This window comes from Paraburkholderia kirstenboschensis, from assembly GCF_904848585.1.
Lineage (GTDB): Bacteria > Pseudomonadota > Gammaproteobacteria > Burkholderiales > Burkholderiaceae > Paraburkholderia > Paraburkholderia kirstenboschensis.
This window is the reverse complement of the sequence record NZ_CAJHCR010000002.1, coordinates 605,156-628,253: the sequence shown is the minus strand read 5'-3', so window position 1 is coordinate 628,253 and position 23,098 is coordinate 605,156. Positions and strand designations below refer to the sequence as shown.

Genomic DNA, 23,098 nt, shown 5'->3' with positions numbered 1-23,098 from the left:
GGACACCATGCAAGCTACCTATTTCGACACCGATTTTCTGCCCGCCCGCGTCGCGCGGTTTGCCATCGAACGGCCGGATGCCGTTGCGCTTGTGGACAGCACGGGTCCACTGGCCTGGCGTGATTTGTGGCAGTGGTCCGGCAGGCTCGCCGCGGCGCTCGTCGCCGAAGGCGTGCAGCCGGGCGATCGCGTGGTGCTCGCATTACCGCGCTGCGCGGCGTTCGTCGCGGCGATTCTCGCAGTGTGGAGGGTGCGCGCATGTTACGTGCCGCTCGATCCGGCGCTTCCGGAAGCGCGGCTGCGCTGGCAGGCCGAGGACTGCGGCGCGCGCGTGATGGTGATGGGCGCTGCGGTGGGAAGTGGGGGGTGGGATGCGGTGGTTGGAGGTGTAGCAGTCAGCGCGACCAACGCGGCTAATGCGACCAACACGGCCAACACGACCAGCACGGCCAACACGGCCAACACGGCCAACGCAACCATCGCAACCAACGCAACCAACGCAACCAACGCAACCAACGCAACCAACGCAACCAACGCAACCAACGCAACCAACGCAACCAACGCAACCAACGCAACCAACGCAGCCAACGCAACCAACGCAGCCAACGCAACCAACGCCGCAACCAGAACCGACGGCCCCAGTTGGCTGCCCGAGGGCGTGACGACACTCGATCCGCACGCGTTCCGCTCCCCCGACGATGCCGCGGCCAACGTGGTCGACACAACCAACGCCCGGAGCGGCGGAACCCTTCACCACGCGGTGTCTGGTGCACAGCCCGACGACAGCATCCTCATCTGGCCCGCGTACGTGATCTATACCTCAGGCTCGACGGGCCGGCCAAAGGGCGTCGTGCTCAGCCACGCAGCGCTCGCCGCCTATCTGAGCGGCGTCTCCGAACGGCTACCCGAAGGTATTGCAAGCGCAGTGTATCTGTCGACGCCCGCCGCCGATCTCGGTCACACGTCGTTGTTCGGCGCGCTGTGGCACGGCTGGACCCTGCATCTGATCGACGCCGACGTCGCCGCCGATCCGGACGCCTTTGCCGCCTACATGCACACGCATTCGATCGACTTGCTAAAGATCGTGCCGAGTCATCTCGACGCTCTGTTGCAAGCGCAGTCGGCCGAACGGGTGCTGCCGCGCCGCTGTGTCGTGCTGGGCGGCGAGCCCGCGCCGACGCGTCTGGCCGAGCGCATCGCGACGTTGCGGCCTGAATGCCAGTTGATCAACCACTATGGGCCGACCGAGACCGCAGTCGGCGTACTCACGCGCGCCGGCGCGCAAAGTCGCGCGGCGACACTGCCGCTCGGCAAGCCGCTGGCGCACGTGAAGGCGCGCATCGTCGATGCCGACGGTAATGCGGTGCCCAAAGGTGCGGCTGGCGAGCTGTGCATCGGCGGCGCGAGCGTCGCACACGGCTACCTGAACCGGCCTTCGCTGACGGCGGAGCGCTTCGTTCCCGATCCCGACGGTAACGGCGCGCGGCTCTACCGGACGGGCGACAGGAGCCGTCGTCTGCCGGACGGCGAATACGCGTTCCTCGGCCGACTCGACGACCAGGTGAAGATCCGCGGGTTTCGCGTCGAGCCGGAGGAGGTCGCAGCGCGTCTGCGCGAAGAGCAAGGCGTGCGCGACGCGGTGGTGATCGCCTACGCCGATAGCGACGGCGCTGCGCCTCGCCTCGTCGCGTACCTGAGTGCCGCCGAACCGCTCGACGTCGAAGCGATCCGTGGCCGTCTCGCCGGGGAAGTGCCGGACTACATGGTGCCGTCGTCGCTTCAGGTGCTGGCCGCGCTGCCGCTCACCCCGAACGGCAAAATCGACCGTGCCGCGTTGCCGGCGCCGCTGCAGGAAAACGCCGCGGGCGCCGCGCGTGTCGAGCCGCGCAATGACGCGGAAAGCACGCTTATTGGAATCTGGAAGCTCGTGCTCAAGCGCGATGACATTGGCGTAACGGACAACTATTTCGAAATCGGCGGGGATTCGATTCTCAGCCTGCAGATCATCGCGAAGGCGCGCGGCGCGGGACTCAAGCTCACGCCAAAACAGATGTTCGACCACCCGACGATCGAGGCGGCGGCGCGCGTCGCCGTCCCGATGGCGGTGGCGTCCGCACATGGGAGCGCTGGAGCAGGCGGGGAGAGAGGCGCCGGGACGAGGCAGTGGGCAAGCGCTGGTACACGCGAGCAGGCGAGTGCAGGTACGAGCGGGCAGACGCGTGCAGGCGCGAGCGAGCAGACGAGTGCAGGCGCGAGCAAGCAGACGAGTGCAGGCGCGAGCAAGCAGACGAGTGCAGGCGCGAGCGAGCAGACGCGTGCAGGTACAAGCGAGCAGACGCGTGCAGATACGAGCGAGCAGACGCGTGCAGATACGAGCGAGCAGACGCGTGCAGATACAAGCCAGCAGACAAGTGCAGGTGCAAGCCAGCAGACGCGTGCAGGCACAAGCCAGCAGACGCGTGCAGGTACAAGCGTGCAGACAAGTGCAGGCACAAGCCCGCAGACAAGTGCGAGCGTAAGCGGTCCGGCGAGCGCGAGGGCGAGTACCGGCACAAGCGAGCGGACCAGCGCCGACGCCAGCGCGAGTCACCGAACGGCGCATGCCGCCGCAACACCGCCGCACACGACGCAGTCCGCGGACGACGATCAGTGGTTCGCCGAAGCCGGTGTTTCGCGCGACGCCGTCGACGCAGTCTATCCGGCCACGCCGATGCAGCAGGGTCTGCTGTTCCACGGCATGCTCGATGGCGAGCCGGGCATGTACGTATCGCAATTGCGTCTCACGATCGACGCGTTGAAGATCGACACCATGCGCGCGGCGTGGGACGCGGTGATCACCCGCCACCCGGTTTTGCGCACGCGCTTCGTGTGGCCGGCTGGCGGCGAGCCGTTGCAGATCGTCGAGCGGCGCGTGCGCATGCCGTTCGAATTGCATGCACGTAATAAGCTTGTTGTGCCTACTGCGCTCACCGCGGCGGCGTCGACGGAAGAGCATTACAACGCCGCATACGAAGCCGCACGCGAGGCGATCGTCGCGTGCGGTTTCGAGCCGGGCGTCGCGCCGCTGATGCGCGTCGACGTTTTCGAGCGCCCCGACGGCGCGCACGATCTGCTGTGGACTCACCATCATGCGTTGACGGATGGCTGGAGCACCGCGCAGGTAGTGAGCGAAGCCGCGCGCGCGTATGCGGCGCTCGAGGCAGGCGGCGTCCTCGATATGTCGCCGGCGGCGCCTTACGCCGATTACGTCCGCTGGCTGCGCTGCCAACCCGATACGGCTTCATTCTGGCGCGCGCGGCTCGCGACACGTGATGAACCGGCGCGCCTCGCCGACGCGCTCGGCAGTACGTCGCGGCCGTCGTCCGAAAAGGGCGCCGATAGCGCAGCGGCACAAACGCTGATCCGCGAGCTCGACGGCCCGTCTCACGCGCGGCTGCAGCGCGCTGCGCGGCGTGCGCAGGTCACGCTGAACACGCTTGTCCAGGCAGCGTGGGCGCTCGTGCTCGCGCGTTTCTCCGGGCGCACGCAAGTGGCGTTCGGCATGACGGTGTCTGGCCGCCCCGTCGATCTGCCGAACGCGCAATCGATTGTCGGTCTCTTCATCAACAGCTTGCCGTTGTGGATCGATGTTAAATCCGACGCGACGGTGCGCTCGTGGCTCGCCGGGTTGCAGCGGCAAAACGCGGAGTTGCGCGAGGTCGAGCACACGCAGCTCGCGAGCTTGCAGCAATGGGCGAACTCGAGCGTCGATGCGCTGTTCGATAGCCTTATCGTGTTCGAAAATTATCCGCTCGACGACGCGCTCGGAGCGCTCGGCGACGTGCCCCGCGTACGCGCCGTCGACGCGCACAACCGCAGCCATTTGCCGCTGATGCTGGTCGTCGCGCCGCGTCATGTGGGAGGCGGCGACGCGCTGAGGCTGGAGTGGCACAGGCATGCCGCGCGCGCGTCCGAGGACGGCGTCGCTCGCATCGTGGAGTATTTCGAGCGGATGCTGGACTGCCTCGCGACCGCGCTCGTCGAAGGCAACGACCCGCACGTGCGGCTGCGCGATCTGCCAACCGACGACGCCACTCCATTTACAACGCCGCCACGTCTGCCAGCCGCGTTCGCCTACGAGCCGGTGACGGCGCGGATTGCCGCGCAGGCGCACGCGCGGCCCGAAGCAGTCGCTCTCGTCGATGGCGATGAGCACGTGACGTATACGCAACTGGATGCCTGGTCGCGCGCAATCGCACATGAGTTGCGGCGTCTTGGCGCGACGGCGGAAGTGCGCGTGGGCGTCTCGATGCAGCGCTCAGCGGCGCTCGTTGCGTCGCTGCTTGGCGTGCTGCGCGCGGGCGCGGCTTATGTGCCGCTCGATCCGTCGTATCCGGCCGGGCGCCTCGCGCATATCGTCGACGATTCGCAGCTTCGGCTGATCGTGACCGATGCGTCGAGCCTGGCGCAGCATGCGTCGCTGTTCGGCTCGCGGCCCACGGTCGATGCGGTGGCGCTGCGCGATGCGGTGTCTGTCGATGACGTGAGCGATGACATGAGCAATGACACGAGCGATGCCGGTGCGCGCCCGCATCCGCAACAGCTTGCGTACTTGATCTATACGTCGGGCTCGACGGGCGTACCGAAGGGCGTGGGCGTCACGCATGAGAACGTTGCGCGTCTTTTCGACGCAACGCAGTCGCGCTTTGCATTCGACGCACAGGACGTCTGGACGCTGTTCCATTCATACGCATTCGACTTCTCCGTATGGGAGATTTTTGGTGCGCTGGTGCATGGCGCGCGGCTCGTGATCGTGCCGCACTGGAGCGCGCGCGAACCCACGTCGTTTCATGCGCTGTTGCGCAAGGAGCAGGTGACGGTGCTGAACCAGACGCCGTCGGCATTCGTTCAACTGATCCAGGCCGATGACGGCAACACGCTCGACTCGCTGCGCGCGGTGATCTTCGGCGGCGAGCGTCTGGAGCCGGCCTCGCTTGCGCGATGGGCGGAGGGCGCGCGGCGCAAGGGTGTATTGCCGGCGCTCGTGAACATGTACGGGATCACGGAAACGACCGTGCACGTGACGCACCGGACACTGGACGAAGCTGCGCTGCACGAGGCGCGCAGTGTGATCGGTGCGCCGCTCGATGATCTCACGCTGCACGTGCTCGACGCGGACCTGAACCGCGTGCCGGTGGGCGCGGTGGGCGAGTTGTATGTGGGCGGCGCGGGCCTTGCGCGCGGCTATCTCGGACGCGCCGCGCTGAGCGCACAACGCTTCGTGCCGGATCCGTATGGTGTGCCGGGCGCGCGTCTGTACCGCTCGGGGGACCTCGCGCGACGGCTCCCTGATGGCGACCTCGAATACCTGGGCCGTAACGACGACCAGGTGAAGATCCGCGGTTTCCGTATCGAACTGGGCGAGATCCAGGCGGCGCTGCGGGCGCATCCGGAGGTGCGGGATGCGGCCGTGCTGGTGTTGGGCGGCGGCAACGGCAACGGCAAGGCGAACGACGCGGGCGACCGGCGTCTCATTGCCTACGTCGTGCCGCGCGGCGAAGCCAATACCGCCGATGCCGGGCGCTGGCAGACGTGGCTGGCCGCGCGTCTGCCGGGGCACATGGTGCCGTCGTCGTATGTCGAGCTTGAACGCTTTCCTCTGACGCCGAACGGCAAGCTCGACCGCCGCGCATTGCCTGCGCCCGAGGCGGTGGCGAACGCCAAGCAGGCCGTCGCCGCGTCGACGCCCGCCGAGGCCGCCTTGCTTGCCGTCTGGCGTGCCGTGTTGCGGCGCGACGAAATCGGCGTGACGGACAATTTCTTCGTCATCGGCGGCGACTCGATACTGAGTTTGCAAATCGTGGCAAAGGCGCGCAGTGCTGGCTTGCACGTGACGCCGCGCATGGTGTTCGAAGCGCCGACCGTGCAGCAGCTTGCGCGTGCGGCACGACCTGTGTCTGCATCCGCTCCATCGACATCGACATCGACATCGACATCGACATCGACATCGACATCGACATCGACATCGACCGCAGTCGTCGAACCATCACCTGGCACTAGCGCGTCGGCGTCGTCCGATGTGTGGCGCGCGCTGGGCATCACGCCTGAGCACGTCGAGGACGTCTATCCGGCCACGCCGCTGCAAAGTGGCTTGCTCTATCACACGCTCGCGGAGCCGCAACAGGGCGCGTATCTCAATCAGATGCGCGCGACATTGTCGGGTGCGCTCGACGTCGCCGCAATGCACGCCGCGTGGCAGGCCGCGCTCGAGCGTCACGCGATTCTGCGCACGAGTTTCGCGTGGCAGCACGGCGGCTCGGTGATGCAGATTGTCGATCGCAGCATCGCGTTGCCGTTCGAGACGCACGACTGGTCGGCCGCACCCGATTACGACGCGCGCCTCGCCGACTGGCGCGCGCGCGATCTCGCCGATGGCATAGCGCCGGACGACGCGCCGCTCATGCGCATCGCGCTCTTCATTCGCGACGCGCACACTGCCGACCTCGTGTGGACGCATCATCATCTTCTACTCGACGGCTGGAGCGTTTCGCTGCTGTTCGCCGAGATCTTGCGCGATTACCGGATGCGCGCGAGCGGCGGCGCGGCGACGTTCGAAGCGGCGCCGCCGTATCGCCGGTACGTCGAGTGGATTCGTGAAGCGGCCGACGATCCCGCGACCGAGGCGTGGTGGCGCGCATGGACCGCGCGCGCCGACGATCCCGCGACGCTCACCGCCAGTCTCGGCGAGCCGGGCGCAGCAGAACCGGGCGCCCATGCGCGGCGCCGCGCGCTCGACGAAGCGCTCGTCGCGCGTTTGCATGCAACGGCGCGTCGTCACGAGGTCACGCTCAATACGTTGATGCAGGGCGCGTGGGCGGTGCTGCTCGCGCGCTATGGACATCGGCGCGAGGTTGCATACGGTACGACGTTCGCGGGACGGCCGGCACATCTGCCGGGCGTCGAACGGATGTTGGGACTTTTCATCAATACGCTGCCGGTGCGGATCGACGCCGACGCAAGCGAGGACCTCGGCGCATGGCTGCGCAAGCTGCAAGGCGAACTGACGGAACTGCGCCACTACGAGCACACGCCGCTCGCGCGCGTGCAGCAATGGACCGGACGGAGCGGCGACGCGCTGTTTGACAGCATCGTCGTGTTCGAAAACTATCCCGTCGATGCCGCGCGCGATGGCGACGCGAGCCTGAAGGTGGAGTCGGTCGATTCCGTCGATCCGACGCATTACCCGCTCGCGCTGGCGATCATCCCGCGCGGAAGGGCGCTTTCGCTCGAATGGGCGTGGAACGGTGAGCGGATCGATCGTGAGACCGTCAAGCGGATTGCATTGCAGTACGAAGCGATTCTGGAACAGATGGCCGATGGTGTCGAGCGACGCGTGGGATCGGTGACGCTGCCTGCGCGGTACGAAGCGGCGCCGCTGCGGCGCTATGCGTTCGAATCGCTTGGGATGGCGCTCGCGGCGCAGGCGAAGCGCTCGCCGGATGCGATCGCGCTGCGCTGCGAGGATGCATCGCTCACCTATGCGGAACTGGATGCGTGGTCTTCGACGCTCGCCGCGCGGCTGGTCGCGCGAGGCGTTGGTGCGGAGCGGCGCGTGGGGCTGTGCGTGGCGCGCGGTCCGGCGCTGATTGCGGCACTGCTTGGGATCATCCGTTCGGGTGGGGCGTTCGTGCCGCTCGATCCGGAGTATCCGGCAGCGCGTCTTGCACAGATGATCGACGACGCGGGCATCGTGCAGGTGGTGGCCGATAGCACCAGCGTGAGCCAGGTGGCTGGGGTGCTGGTGGGGTGTGAGGTGGTTGATGTCGGGGCGGTGGTGGGGGAGGCGGTGGTGGCGACTCGGATGGATACCGCTTTGGGCATGGATACGGATGCCAGTTCGGATAGAGGGACGGGCCGAGCCGCGGTGACAGGAACGGCAACAGCGGCAACAGCGGCGGGACGAGGACAAGAGCAACGGGCAGTGGCAACGGCAACCACAACCATGAAGATGGAAGCGACTGACTACCCCGACGCCCCCCATCACCCCGACCAGCTCGCTTACGTGCTGTACACATCTGGCTCGACAGGCCGGCCCAAGGGCGTCGGCGTGAGCCACGGCGCGCTGTGGACTCACCTGCAGGACTTCCTCGCGACCTACGGCATCGACGGCAAGGACACCGTGCTGCACTCGTCGACGATCAACTTCGACGTCGCGCTGCACGAGACGCTACCGGCACTGCTGCGCGGCGCGACGGTGGAAATGCGCGGGGCGCAGCCGTGGGATCTGCAAAGTCTGAGCGAGCGGCTGGTGAAGCGGCGCGTGACGTTCGCGCGGATTCCGACCGCGCTGTGGCAGCAGTGGCAGCGTCATGCGCCGCCGCGCGCGCAGCTCGCGCTGCGCCAGGTGACGGTGGGCGGCGAGGCGCTGCCGGGAGACGCGCTCGCGCGCTGGCGGGAGGGGCCGCTCGCGGATATCCGGCTCGACAACCTGTACGGACCGACTGAGACGACGGTGGCGGCGCTCTACCGCCGCACCGAGGCCGACGACGCACGGCAGGTGACGGTGCCAATCGGGCATCCGTATCCGGGCCGTACCGCGCGCGTGTTCGACGCGTTCGGCGACGAGGCGCCGGTGGGCGGGCTCGGCGAGTTGTGCATCGGCGGGCCGACGGTGGCGCGCGGGTATCTGGGACGGGCGGCGCTGACGGCGGAGCGGTTCGTGCCGGACCCGTACGGCGCACCCGGGGCGCGCGTATATCGCAGCGGCGACCTGTGCCGGCTGCGCGCGGACGGCACGGTGGAGTTCCTCGGACGGCTGGACCAGCAGGTGAAGCTGCGCGGCCAGCGCATCGAGCTGGGCGAGATCGAGGCGGTGCTGCGCCAGTGCGAGGGCGTGCGCGAGGCGGCGGTGATCGTGGTGGGCGAGGGGCAGAAGCAGCGGCTCGCGGCGTATGTGGCGGGTGAGTCCGACGCAGCGGCTGTCCGGCCTCTCGACCCCCAGCGTTTGCAGCGCGAACTGGAGCAGAAGCTGCCCGGCTACATGGTGCCGTCGTCGGTGACGGTGCTCGCGCGGCTGCCGTGGATGCCCAACGGCAAGCTCGATCGCGCGTCGCTGCCCGCGCCGCAGGCGGGCTCTATCGAGCGGGTGGCACCGTCGAACGAGGTCGAATCGGCGCTGCTGTCGATCTGGGCGGCAGTGCTCGGGCGCGATGATCTTGGCGTGACGGACAACTTCTTCGAAGCCGGCGGCGACTCGATCCAGAGCCTGCAGATCATCGCGCGGGCACGCGAGGCGGGCTGGCGCCTGACGCCGCGGCAGGTGTTCGAACATCCGACCGTGGCGGGTCTCGCGCAGCGCGCACAGCGGCTGGATCCGGGCGCGGTGCACGAGGTCGACGACGGCGCAGCGCTGCCATTGACGCCGATCCAGCGGCTTTTCTTCGAGCGCTACCCGCAAGGGGAGTCGCACTGGAACCAGGCGGTGCTGCTGAAGGTGAAGGGTCGGCTCGTGCCGGCGGCGCTGGAGCGCGCGGTAGCGGCGCTGGAGGTGCAGCACGACGCGTTGAGGCTGCGGTTCGTGAAGGAGGCGGGCGGGTGGAAGCAGATGGCGGTGAAGGCAGCAGAAGCAGCAGAAGCAGAAGCAGAAGCAGAAGCAGCAGAAGCAGCAGCAGCAGAAGCAGCAGAAGCAGCAGAAGCAGCAGAAGCAGCAGAAGCAGCAGAAGCAGCAGAAGCAGCAGAAGCAGCAGAAGCAGCAGAAGCAGCAGAAGCAGTGCGAGCCTCATATGCCTCACAAGTTTCACAAGTTTCACAAGTTCCACAAGCACCACAAGCACCACAAGCATCGCCCACCTCGCAGGAATCCGACATATCACACCCATCACCGGCCCGCGAGCCATCATCACAAGCCATCGTCCGCCACGACCGCCTCTCCTCGCTATCCGAACTGACAGCGGCCTGCGACCGCATCCAGTCGAGCCTGAACATCGAACACGGCCCAATCTGGCGCGTAGGCCACTTCGAGATGCAGGACGAAACGCGCGTACTGATCGCGATCCATCACCTGGCGGTTGACGGCGTCTCCTGGCGCGTGCTCCTCGAAGAACTGCAAACCGCCTATGAACAGGCCGAACGCGACGAACCCATCACACTGCCGGCGCCGTCGATGTCATGGCGAGCCTGGGTGCGCGCGCTCGATAAATATTCGTACTCCGATGCAGTTAAGTCCGAAGCCAACTGGTGGCAGAGTGCGCTGAGCGTCGTCGATAGGGCTTCCGAGCTCCCGTTGCGTGCACCCGCAGGCACGCGCGTCGCCGAAAGCGAAACCATCGACTGGACACTCGACGCAAGCCGCACGCGCGATCTGCTGCAAAACGCGTCGCGCGCCTATCGCACGCGCGTCGACGAGTTGCTGCTCGCCGCGCTTGCGCAAGCGCTTGGCGCGTGGAGCGGCGCGGCTGAAATCGCCGTCGAACTGGAAGGCCATGGCCGCGAGGACGTGATCGAAGGCGCCGACCTCAGCCGCACCGTCGGCTGGTTCACGACGCGCTTCCCGGTCGCGCTTCCAGGAACTCCAGCAGCGCCTGGCGATGCGCTCGTGGCCGTCAAGGAGCGCGTGCGTGCCGTGCCCAATAAAGGGCTGCACAGGGGGCTGCTCGACGCGAGCCGCGTGCGGCAGCGTCCGGCGATCAGCTTCAACTATCTCGGGCGCTTCGATCAGTCGTTCGATCCGGCGTCGCGCTTCGCCTTTAGCTCCGACGATGCAGGCAGCAGCCACGGAGCCGGCGCGCGCGTCGATTACGCGCTCGACCTCAACGGCATCGTCACCGGCGACACGCTGCTGCTGCGCTGGCGCTTCGACCCGGCACGCATCGAGCGGGAAAGCGTCGAACGCATCGTCGCATCCTTCGATCAGCACGTCGACGCACTGATCGCGCACTGCGTCGCCGCGCCGCCGGGAGCGACGGCGTCGGATTTCCCCTTCTCGGGCCTCGATCAGGCGCAGTTGGGCGCGCTGCGCCTGCCGCTTGGCGGCGTCGCGGACATCTATCCGGCCACGCCGTTGCAGCAGGGCTTGCTCTATCACAGCGAATTGCAGCAAGGCGAGGGCGTCTATGTGAATCAGTTGCAATTGACGCTCGACGGCCGCCTCGACGCCGCCGCGCTGCGCGGTGCCTGGCAGGCCGCCATCGCGCGGCATGACATGTTGCGCACTCGCTTCGAGTGGCGTCATGGCGAAGCGGCGTTGCAGATCGTCCAGCGCGAAGCCATGCTGCCGTTCGCGGGGCACGACTGGCGCGATGCAGAGGACTACGAGGCGCGCCTCGCCGCATGGCGCGCGGCCGACATCGCTGCCGGCATCGATGCGTCGCGCGCGCCGCTGATGCGCGTGAACGTGTTCTGGCGTCCGGATGGCCGCTTCGACCTCGTGCGCACCCATCATCATGTGCTGACCGATGGCTGGAGCGGTGCACGTCTGCTCGCCGAAGTATTCGACGACTACGAGCGTGCGTTGGGCGTTTCGCCGCGCGACGGTGCGCGCGCCGCCGCGGGCATGCCGCCATCGTACCGGCGCTACGTCGAGTGGCTCGCGGTGCAGCCCGATCCACGGGACTGGTGGAGCGAGCGGATCCCCGCCGCCGACGATACCGGCACGCTCACAGCCAGCCTTATCGCGCCACTCGACACACATTCGAGCGAGGCAGCGAGCGTGCCCCGCAAGATCGCGCTCGAACTGGAGGCGCCGCTCGATGCGCGGGTGCGCCGCGCAGCGCAGCGGCATCGTGTGACGCTCAATACGTTGATGCAGGGCGCGTGGGCCGTGCTGCTCGCGCGGCTGAGCGGCAAGCAGTCGGTGGCCTTCGGTGTCACGGTGTCGGGGCGGCCCGCATCTCTGGCTGGGTCCGAAGAAATGTTCGGACTCTTTATCAATAGCCTGCCCGTGTTCGCAGCGGTGCACGGCGACTTGACGATATCGGCCTGGCTTGACGATTTGCAGGCCTATAACCTGCAGATGCGTGAGGTCGAGCATACGGCTCTATCGTCGCTGCAGCAGTGGGCGGGCCGCAGCGGCGACGCGCTCTTCGACAGCCTGATCGTGTTCGAGAATTATCCGGTTGCGGCCCGTGCAGTATCCACGGAAACCGACGCGTTGCGCGTCGAGCGCGTGGATTCGTTCGAGCGCACGCACTATCCGCTCACGCTGACGATCCTGCCGGCGACGCGCATCGAGTTGCAATGGCAGTGGGACAGCCGGCGGCTCACGCGCACTCAGGCCGAGCAGTTGCAGCGGCAATATCTCGGGCTGCTCGATCAACTCGCCGGCGAGGGCGAGCACGCGCCGCGCTTCGTCGGCGAACTTGCGGTGCGGCGAGGTGCGCCGCACGCGGAGCCGTTGCCAGAACCCGCGCCCCTCGCGTGCCACGAACGCTTTGCCGCTGAAGCCGCGCGCATGCCGCAACGCATCGCGATCCGGCAAAACGGCGAGGCGTTCGACTACGCGACGCTCGCCCGCTGGTCCGCGACGATCGACGCGCGTTTGCGTGCGAGCGGCGTCGCGCGGGAGGAGCGCGTAGCCGTCTGCATGCGCCGCTCGCCGGCGCTGATCGCCAGCATGCTCGGCGTGTGGCGCAGCGGCGCGGCCTATGTGCCGCTCGACCCGTCATTCCCAGTCGAGCGCCTCGCCGACATGCTGGACGACGCGGGGATCACGCGGGTCATCGCAGACGAAGAAGGGCGCGCGCGGCTCGGCGACGCGCTTAATGGTCGTATCGTGATGGATGGTGGGGTCGGCGGACTGGCTGGAGTTGCGGAAGTTGCCGGAGTTGTTGAAGCCACCAAAGCCACCAAAGCCACCGGGGCTGCCGAAGTCTCCGAAGCCGCCCTCGTCAAGGCCGCAACGTTGCCGCCACCCATATTGCCATGCACCGGCTCGGAACTCGCCTACGTGATCTACACGTCAGGCTCGACCGGCCGGCCGAAGGGCGTTGCGGTTTCTCACGGCGCGCTGGCGAGGCTGCTCGCTAGTGTCGGTATCGTCATGGGAATCGATAAGGATGACGTACTATTGTCGGTCACTACGCCGTCGTTCGACATTTCTCTGCTGGAATTATGCCTGCCGCTGACGAGAGGCGCTTGCGTCGAAATGGCCGACGCCGCCACAGTCGCCGACGGTGCCGCGCTCGCGCGTCTTATCGACGAAAGCGGCGCGAGCCTCATGCAGGCAACACCTAGCGGCTGGCGCCTGCTGATCGAATCAGGTTGGCGCGGAGCGTCGCGTGGACGACTCACCGGCATCGCGGGCGGCGAGCCGTTGCCTGCAGACCTGGCGGCGCAACTCGCGCAACGCGGCGTCGACTTGTGGAATCTCTACGGCCCGACCGAAACGACGATCTGGTCGACTTGCGTCCGGGTGCCCCAAGGCGGAGCGGTCACCGTTGGTCGCGCGCTGCGTGCGAACGCGCTGCGCATCGTCGACGCGAGCGGCCAGTTGACGCCGCAAGGCGGCGTCGGCGAGCTGGGCATCGGCGGCGACAATCTCGCGCGCGGTTACCTGGGTCGCGCCGGGCTCACCGCCGAGCGCTTCGTCCCTGACCCATATGGACCGCCGGGCGCGCGGATGTACCGCACAGGCGATCTGTGCCGCGAGCGGCCCGATGGCGAGATCGAATGCCTCGGCCGGATCGACCAGCAGGTCAAGCTGCGCGGTTATCGAATCGAGCTGGGCGAAATCGAGGCGGCACTGCGCGGCTGCGACGGCGTGCTCGACGCCGCTGTCGCGCTCGTGCCGGGGGCGGGCGACGCCGAAGCGCGGCTCGTCGGCTATGTGGTGGGCCAATCGCGCGCGGTGCCGGCAGGCTGGCGCCAGACGCTTGCCGCACGTCTGCCGGGCTACATGGTGCCGGCGGCGCTCTACGAAATCGGCGAGTTGCCTCGCACCGCGAACGGCAAGCTCGATCGCAACGCGCTCGCGCGGTTCGAGGCGTCGCCGGAAAGCGAGGCGCCGTGGGTCGAACCATCGGGCGAGATCGAAGTGCTGATCGCGCGGCTGTTTGGCGATGTGCTGGGGCTCGCGCGTGTCGGCGCCGACGACGATTTCTTCGCGCTCGGCGGTCACTCGCTCGCGGCGGTGCGATTGATCGCCCGACTGTCGGAACAACTCGGACGCAAGGTTGCGCTTGCCGCGCTGTTCCTCAGTCCTACGCCGAGGCTGCTGGCTCGACTGCTCACGGGCGATGCGGATGGGGACCCGCAGCGTGACGCGTCGCAGAGGGAGACCGCGAACGATGAGTTGCAGGCGCTCGATGGATTGTTCGACGCGCTGGACTGAGAAGCGAACACCATGCGCGGGCGCGACGCGCTCGCTTACCTATTCAGACTGACATCATGCTGACCACGACCCGCAACGAAACGGCCGCCGCGCCGGCTTCCTCAACAGCCATTAGCGACGCGCCGAGCCAGGCGCTCGCGATCGCGCGCAAGTACGCGGCGCTATCGCCGGAGCGTCGCCGCCGTTTTCGCGAGAAAGCGAGCGAGCAGGGGATCGATCCCGCGCGTCTGCCGATCGTGCCGTTGTCGCGCGAGGCCGGCGACGCGAACGATCTGGACGGCCTGCTTGCTTCGCCCGGTTCCGCGTTTTACCCGCTCGCGCCCGCGCAGGAGCGCCTGTGGTTCTTGTGGAGGCTCGATCCGCAGAACCCGGCCTACAACCTGTCGCGCGCGCTCCGGTTGACGGGACGTCTTGATGTGCCCGCATTGCGCCGTGCATTCGATGAGCTCGTCGCACGCCATGGCGCGCTGCGTACGCGCTTCGTGGAGACGCGCGGTGTGGTGGTCCAGCACATTGCCGATGGCGCGCACTACCTCTGGCGTGAACACGCGCTTGAGGACCCTGCTCAATTGCGCGACACGCTGCGTGCCGCCGCGCGCGAGCCATTCGATCTCGTGCAAGGGCCACTGCTGCGTGTCGAGCTCATCGCGATTGATGCACAGCGTCACGCGCTGTCGATCGTCGTCCATCACATCGTGTCCGACGGCTGGTCGCAGTCGTTGCTCGTTCGCGAGCTTGCGGCGCTGTATCGTGCGGCGTTCACGGGCGAAAGCGCGGCGCTAGGTCGCGCACTGCCGCCCGTCGAAATTCATTTCGGCGACGTCGCTGCATGGCAGCGTGAATGGCAGGACGGCGCGCTCGTCGACGATCTCGGGTACTGGACGCAACGCCTCGGCGCCGAGCGTCCCGCGCTCGAACTACCATTGGACCGGCCGCGCGCTGCGGTGCGCGGCATCGAAGGCGGACGCGCGCGGCGCGATGTCGGTCCGGCGCTCGCCGGGCGCTTGCGCGAACTCGCGCGCGCGCAGCGCACGACGCTCTTCACCGTGCTGCTAGGCGCGTATGCCGCGTTGCTGTACCGCTATGGCGGGCAGCCGGGCGTACGGATCGGCGCGCCGTCGGCGGGACGGCAGCGCAGCGAGACAGAAGGGCTGATCGGCTTTTTCGTCAACACGCTCGTGATCGACGTGGACGTGGACGGCGGCATGCCGTTCGGCACGCTGCTCGCGGGACTGCATGCGCGCGTGCTCGAAGCGCATGTGCATCAGGCGGCGCCGTTCGGACGCATCCTCGACGCATTGCGGATCGAGCGCGATCTCGGGCGCTCGCCGCTGTTTCAGGTGATGTTCAACCTCGAGCAGGCGACGAGCGAGGCATCCGTTGCAATGCCGGGGCTCGTCGTGGAGCCGGAGGCGGGCGGCACTGACACGGCGCGTTTCGATCTTGTGCTGAACGTGGTGGATGACGGGCACGGCTTGCGCCTGATGTTCAACTATGCGGCGGATGTGTTCGATGCGGGCACCGTCGAGCAGATTGCATTGCAGTACGAAGCGATTCTGGAGCACATGGCCGATGGTGTCGAACGACGCGTGGGATCGGTGACGTTGCCTGCGGGGTATGAAGCGGCGCCGTTGCGGCGCTATGCGTTCGAATCGCTCGGGATGGCGCTCGCGGCGCAGGCGAAGCGCTCGCCGGATGCGATTGCACTGCGCTGCGAGGATGAATCGCTCACCTATGCGGAACTGGATGCGTGGTCTTCGACGCTGGCTGCACGGTTGGCTGCGCGAGGCGTTGGCGCTGAGCAGCGCGTGGGGCTGTGCGTGGCGCGTGGTCCGGCGCTGATTGCGGCGCTGCTTGGGATTATCCGCTCGGGTGGGGCGTTCGTGCCGCTCGATCCGGAGTATCCGGCAGCGCGTCTTGCACAGATGATCGACGATGCGGGCATCGTGCAGGTGGTCGCCGACAGCGCTAGCGCGAAGCAGGTGGCTGGGGTGCTGGCGGGGTGTGAGGTGGTTGATGTCGGGGCGGTGGTGGGGGACACCGGGCTGGCGACTCGGATGGATAGGGCGTTAAGCACGGATACGGACGCCATTGCGGAGAAAGAGACGGGCCGAGGGGCGTCGACAGGAACGGCAGCAGCGGCAACAGAGGCAACAGAGGCAACAGAGGCAACAGAGGCAACAGAGGCAACAGAGGCAACAGAGGCAACAGAGGCAACAGAGGCAACAGAGGCAACAGAGGCAACAGAGGCAACAGCGGCAACAGCGGCAACAGCGGCAACAGCGGCAACAGCGGCAACAGCGGCAACAGCGGCGGGACGAGGACAAGAGCAACGGGCAGTGGCAACGGCAACCACAAGCATGAAGACGCATGCAACTGACTACCCCGACGCCCCCCTTCACCCCGACCAGCTCGCTTACGTGCTCTACACATCGGGCTCCACAGGCCGGCCCAAGGGCGTCGGCGTGAGCCACGGCGCGCTGTGGACTCACCTGCAGGACTTCCTCGCGACCTACTGCATCGACGGCAAGGACACCGTGCTGCACTCGTCGACGATCAACTTCGACGTCGCGCTGCACGAGACGCTATCGGCACTGCTGCGCGGCGCGACGGTGGAAATGCGCGGGGCGCAGCCGTGGGATCTGCAAAGCCTGAGCGATCGGCTGGTGAAGCGGCGCGTGACCTTCGCGCGGATTCCGACCGCGCTGTGGCAGCAGTGGCAGCGTCATGCGCCGCCGCGCGCGCAACTCGCGCTGCGCCAGGTGACGGTGGGCGGCGAGGCGCTGCCGGGAGACGCGCTCGCGCGCTGGCGCGAGGGGCCGCTCGCGGATATCCGGCTCGATAACCTGTACGGACCGACCGAGACGACGGTGGCGGCGCTCTACCGCCGCACCGGGGCCGACGACGCACGGCAGGTGACGGTGCCGATCGGACATCCGTATCCGGGCCGTACGGCGCGCGTGTTCGACGCGTTCGGCGACGAGGCGCCGGTGGGCGGGCTCGGGGAGCTGTGCATCGGCGGGCCGACGCTGGCGCGCGGGTATCTGGGACGGGCGGCGCTGACGGCGGAGCGGTTCGTGCCGGACCCGTACGGCGCGCCGGGGGCGCGCGTGTATCGGAGCGGCGACCTGTGCCGGCTGCGCGCGGACGGCACGGTGGAGTTCCTCGGACGGCTGGACCAGCAGGTGAAGCTGCGCGGCCAGCGCATCGAGCTGGGCGAGATCGAGGCGGTGCTGCGCCAGTGCGAGGGCGTGCGCGATGCCGCGGTAATTGTGGTGGGCGAGGGACAGAAGCAGCGGCTGGCGGCGTATGTGGCGGGTGACATGTCGGACAGTGCTTCCGGTGATGCCGCGGGCAACCTGTTGGGCGACGCATCGGGAAACATCCCACACGCTGTCGCAGGCGATGGCGCTTTCGGCCGTCCACCGGCCAGTGCGTCCGGCAGTGGGCGAGGCAATATGCCGCGTGACATACACGACGTCGGCCAGGCAGCCCTGCAACCTCTCGACCTCCAGCGTTTGCAGCGCGAACTGGAGCAGAAGCTGCCCGGCTACATGGTGCCGTCGTCGGTGACGGTGCTCGTGCGGCTGCCGTGGATGCCCAACGGCAAGCTCGATCGCGCGTCGCTGCCCGCGCCGCAGGCGGGCTCTATCGAGCGGGTGGCGCCGTCGAACGAGGTCGAATCGGCGCTGCTATCGATCTGGGCGGCAGTGCTCGGGCGCGATGATCTTGGCGTGACGGACAACTTCTTCGAAGCCGGCGGCGACTCGATCCAGAGCCTGCAGATCATCGCGCGGGCACGCGAGGCGGGCTGGCGGATCACGCCGCGACAGGTGTTCGAACATCCGACCGTGGCGGGTCTCGCGCAGCGCGCACAGCGGCTGGATCCGGGCGCGGTGCACGAGGTCGACGACGGCGCAGCGCTGCCATTGACGCCGATCCAGCGGCTTTTCTTCGAGCGCTACCCGCAAGGGGAGTCGCACTGGAACCAGGCGGTGCTGCTGAAAGTGAAGGGTCGGCTCGTGCCGGCGGCGCTGGAGCGCGCGGTAGCGGCGCTGGAGGCGCGGCACGACGCGTTGCGGCTGCGGTTCGTGAAGGAGGCGGGCGGGTGGAAGCAGATGGCGGTGAAGGCAGCAGAAGCAGCAGAAGCGGCAGAAGCAGAAGCAGAAGCAGAAGCAGAAGCAGAAGCAACAGAGGCAGCAGGAGTAGCAGAAGCAGTGCGAGCCTCATATGCCTCACAAGTTTCACAAGCACCACAAGCACCACAAGCACCACAAGCACCACAAGCACCACAAGCACCACAAGCACCACAAGCACCACAAGCATCGCCCACCTCGCAGGCATCCGGCCCATCACACCCATCACCGGCCCGCGAGCCATCACCACCAGCCATACTGCGCCACGACCACCTCTCCTCGCTATCCGAGCTGAAAGCGGCCTGCGACCGCATCCAGTCGAGCCTGAACATCGAGCACGGCCCAATCTGGCGCGTAGGCCACTTCGAGGCGCCGGACGAAACGCGCGTACTGATCGCGATCCATCACCTGGCGGTTGACGGCGTCTCCTGGCGTGTGCTCCTCGAAGAACTGCAAACCGCCTATGAACAGGCCGAACGCGACGAACCCATCACACTGCCGGCGCCGTCGATGTCATGGCGAGCCTGGGCGCGCGGAATCCATCAGTATGCCGAATCATCTGAGCGCGTCACCGAACTCGCGTGGTGGCAAACTGCGCTCGACGCGCCCGCGTTGCGCGCCGGCCCGCTGTTCCTGCCGCTTTCTGCGCATCCTCAACCGCAAAAGACGCTGCTGAAAAAACTATCGCCCGACATGACCGCCGCGCTGCTGCGCGAAGCGCCGCGCGCCTACCGGATGCGTGTCGATGAAGTGCTGCTTGCCGCGCTCGCGCGCGCCATCGGCGATACCGTTGCGCGCGACGAAGTGCTGGTTGAACTGGAGGGCCACGGTCGCGAAGACGTGATCGACGGCGCCGACCTCAGTCGAACGGTCGGCTGGTTCACCACCCAATACCCGCTCGCGTTGCCGCGCGGCACGAGCGCTGCCGACTCGCTGCTGCGCGTGCGCGAGCGTCTTGCCGCAGTGCCGCTGCGCGGTCTCGGCTGGGGCCTGCTAGCCTGTTGCGCCGACGCAGCCAGCCGCTCGGCGCTGCGCGCGCTGCCATCCCCGGAAGTCGGCTTCAACTACCTGGGCCGCTTCGATCAAACGTTCGACGGCGAAAGCCGCTTCGGCTTCGCGCTCGAATCGTCGGGCGACGCCATCGCGCCGCATGCGCGGCTTCCCGATCGCGCGCTCGATATCAATGGCTGGATTGCAGGCGACGCGCTGGCGTTGAACTGGGGCTACGCGCCGCAGTTCGTGTCCGATGCGCTTGCCGAACAACTCTTCGCGTCGTTCGAGTTCGCTCTCGGCGAACTGCTGGCCCATTTGAGCGCGGCCGCGCCTCAGCCGCAGTCGCCCGCTTCGCTGAGGGCGGTTCCGGAGTCACTTGAGACGCATGCTCGGCACGACACCGTCGCCGCAAGCTGGACCGCGCGTGCCGTCTATGAGGCCAGCCTCCCGGTGCCGTCCGCCGACGCGCTGGCTGGCTGGTTCGCGCGGCGTCTGCCGCAAGACGCGAACGCTCGAGCGTGTGCCGTGCCGTCTCCGGCCGTGCCGTTGAACGCGCTCGGCGCGCCCGCCACGCTGTTCTGTCTGCATCCCGGCTACGGCATGGTCGGCGAATATCGCACGCTTGCGCAAGCGCTCAATGGCCGCGTGACTTTGATCGCGATACAAGCGCCGGCGCTGCGTGGCGACCCGTGGCGAGGCGACACCTTCGAAGCGCTCGCCGCGCACTACGCACAGTGCATCGAAACGCTGCAGCCGCACGGCGACTACGCGCTGCTCGGATGGTCGTTCGGCGGGCGGCTCGCAATCGCCATCGCGGATCATTTCGAGCGGCGCGGCGCGCGTGTGTCGTTCGTCGGTATCGTCGATACGGCGACGCATCGCGTGGACGGCGCCGCGCCCGTCGCGGACGAGAGCCGCGGCGCGGCGCTCGAACTGGCGCTGCTCGATGGGGCGGAGCCGTCGCTGCTCGGCAAAGCGCTTGCCGCTGACTCCATGCACGCGGAATTGATGTCCCGGCATGTGCTGCCGCGCGTCGGCTGCGATCTACACGTGTGGCGCGCGCGGCGCATCGCCGATCCGCGACGCAGGATGTCATGGGCGGACCGCACGCGCGGCCGGCTGCACGAGTTTGACATCGACGCGACTCATTCCAGCATCGTCCACCATCCGCTTCTCGCGACTCAGCTTGCGCAGTGGTTCGCACAGCCGCTTCCACAACACGACGACCCATCCGCGTCTTTGCACCGCGAGCCCTGAGCAGTCGGCGTTCTGCGTGGCCCGCCGCACGCGCTGCACGACTGTCGTTCAGCGCGTGTTGTCGCATGACCGCGACGATTTATTAACCTTGAATGCGAACGATTATTGTTTACATTAACATCCTGTCTTGAGAGAATCATCAGGCACCAGGGGCCGCGGGCGACGCCGCCCCTGACTCGGGGATACAAGAATGGGGAACAAGAAGAATGAAGGTAGAGCAGGCAGGGAAAAGCAGTTCTCTACGGGAGCGCGGCTTGCCGCACCTGCGCCCGATTTACGTCGCGTTGATACTCAGTGGTGCCGGCTTTGGGGCGCACGCGCAAGGGTCACCAACTGCGGCCTCGGGCACGGAAGCCTCGAAGGAATTGCCCGCGGTCCAGGTACGCAGTTCAGCTGAAGACCCGGCGGGGCCAGGCGTCGGCTACGTAGCCAAACGTTCTACGACCGGAACCAAGACGGATTCCGCGTTGCTCACGAATCCACAGAGCGTGTCGGTCGTCACGCGTCAGCAGATGGACGATCAGGGCGCGCAGACCGTCGACCAGGCGCTGCGCTATACACCGGGCGTGTATTCGCAGGACGGCACCGACATTCGTTTCGACCAGCTCTACGGCCGAGGTTTCGCACTCGACTCGTATCTGGACGGCCTGCATCTATACCAGTCGCCGCGCTTCGCGACGCCGCGCATCGACACCTATTTCATGGAGCGCATCGAAGTGCTGCATGGTCCGGCCTCGGTGCTCTATGGGCAGGGCAGCCCGGGCGGCCTCGTCAACTACGTGAGCAAGCTGCCGATGGAGCAGCCGTATCACGAACTGATGATGCAGATCGGCAACCACAACAACTATGAGTTGGGTTTCGATCTGAGCGGTCCCGTCGACAAGAACGGCACCGTGCTGTACCGCCTGACGGGCGTGGCCCGTACCGCCGAGACGCAAGTGAGCGCGATCAAGGACCAGCGGCTTGCGATCGCGCCGTCGGTCACGATCCGCCCGAACCGCGACACCACCTTTACGCTGCAGGGCAGTTTTCAGCGCGACCCGAACGGCGGCCTCTTCAATCCGGTTCCGGCAGGCGCGACACTGTTCAGTAATCCGAATGGGCAACTCGGACCGGACAAATACTTCGGCGACCCGGATCGCGACGGCATGCACCGCACGCAGTACTGGTTCGGTTATCAGTTCGATCATGCGATCAACGACAAGGTGAGCGTGTCGCAGAACCTGCGCTATCTGCACATCGACCAGCATTATTACCAGACGTCGGTAACGAGCGCGCTCGGGAGCAATCAGCGCACGGTGTCGATGTGGGGCAACGTCGATAACGAGCACTACACGCAGTTCGAGGTCGACACACACGCGCAGGCCAAGGTGACGACGGGCGCCGTCCAGCACACGTTGCTTTTCGGTCTCGACTATCAGCGCTCGATGCTCGGCGACACCGAGGGCAACTCCGTCCTCGGCACGGTCGATCTGTACAACCCGAACTTCTCCTCGCTACCGACGCAGCAGGCCAACACGCGCCTCGACTATTCGTTGAGCACGGTCGGCGTCTATGCGCAGGACGAGGCGCGCTGGCGCAACTGGGTGCTGACGTTCGGCGTTCGTGAGGACTGGACAGGAGGCAACCAGCAGACCACGTTGCTTACCACGGGAACCGGCACGACCTACCACTCGAACGATCACGCGTTCACCTGGCGCGCGGGTCTCGCGTACGAGTTCGAAAATGGCATTGCGCCGTATATCAGCTATTCGCGTTCTTTCCAGCCGGTGCTCGGCGCTACGTATTCGGGCGCGCCGTTCGCGCCGACCAAAGGCCGGCAGGTAGAAGCCGGCGTGCGTTATCAGCCGAAGTGGTTCGATGGATTCTTCTCGCTCGCCGCGTTCACCCTCACGCAGGACAACGTGTCGGTAAGCGATCCGAACCATCTGGGCAGCGCGTTACAGACCGGCCAGATCCGCTCGCGCGGCGTCGAACTGGAAGCGCACGCGAACGTCACCGCGGACGTGAAGGTGATCGCGTCGTACACGTACCTGAACCAGGAAGTGGCGAATACCACGACGCCTAGCAGCCTGAACAAGCGCCCAACGATCGCGCCGCGCAACACGGCTTCGCTGTGGGCGGATTACACGTTCCACCGCGGACCGTTGCGCAACTTCGGCCTCGGCTCGGGCGTGCGCTATATGAGCAGTTCGGCGGGCGATGCAGCCAACACGTTCACGGTGCCGGGGCGCGTGCTCGTCGACCTGGGCGCGCATTACGACATCCAGAACTGGCGACTGTCGCTCAACCTGAACAACGTGTTCGACCGCGAGTACATCTCGTACTGCACGACAGCGTCTGTTTGCTACTGGGGCGCGAGTCGTACGGTGCTCGGAACGGCACGCTACCAATGGTGATCGCCATG

Annotated in this window: 3 protein-coding genes; all 3 read left to right on the top strand. The window is 67.0% G+C overall.

The genetic code is table 11. The features are described 5' to 3' along the window. Positions 1-7: 7 nt before the first annotated feature. The 3 genes from JMY24_RS38330 to JMY24_RS09210 all read left to right on the top strand — a co-directional run bounded on the left by JMY24_RS38330 (position 8) and on the right by JMY24_RS09210 (position 23,090). Positions 8-14,305, top strand: coding sequence for an amino acid adenylation domain-containing protein (locus JMY24_RS38330; protein ID WP_413231230.1), 14,298 nt, complete (start codon positions 8-10; stop codon positions 14,303-14,305). Between the two features lie 56 nt (positions 14,306-14,361). Then, positions 14,362-20,691, top strand: coding sequence for a condensation domain-containing protein (locus tag JMY24_RS09215; RefSeq protein WP_201701895.1), 6,330 nt, complete (start codon positions 14,362-14,364; stop codon positions 20,689-20,691). A gap of 206 nt (positions 20,692-20,897) precedes the next feature. Continuing rightward, positions 20,898-23,090, top strand: a complete 2,193-nt coding sequence (locus JMY24_RS09210) for a TonB-dependent siderophore receptor (RefSeq protein WP_128598735.1) — start codon at positions 20,898-20,900, stop codon at positions 23,088-23,090. Positions 23,091-23,098 lie beyond the last annotated feature (8 nt).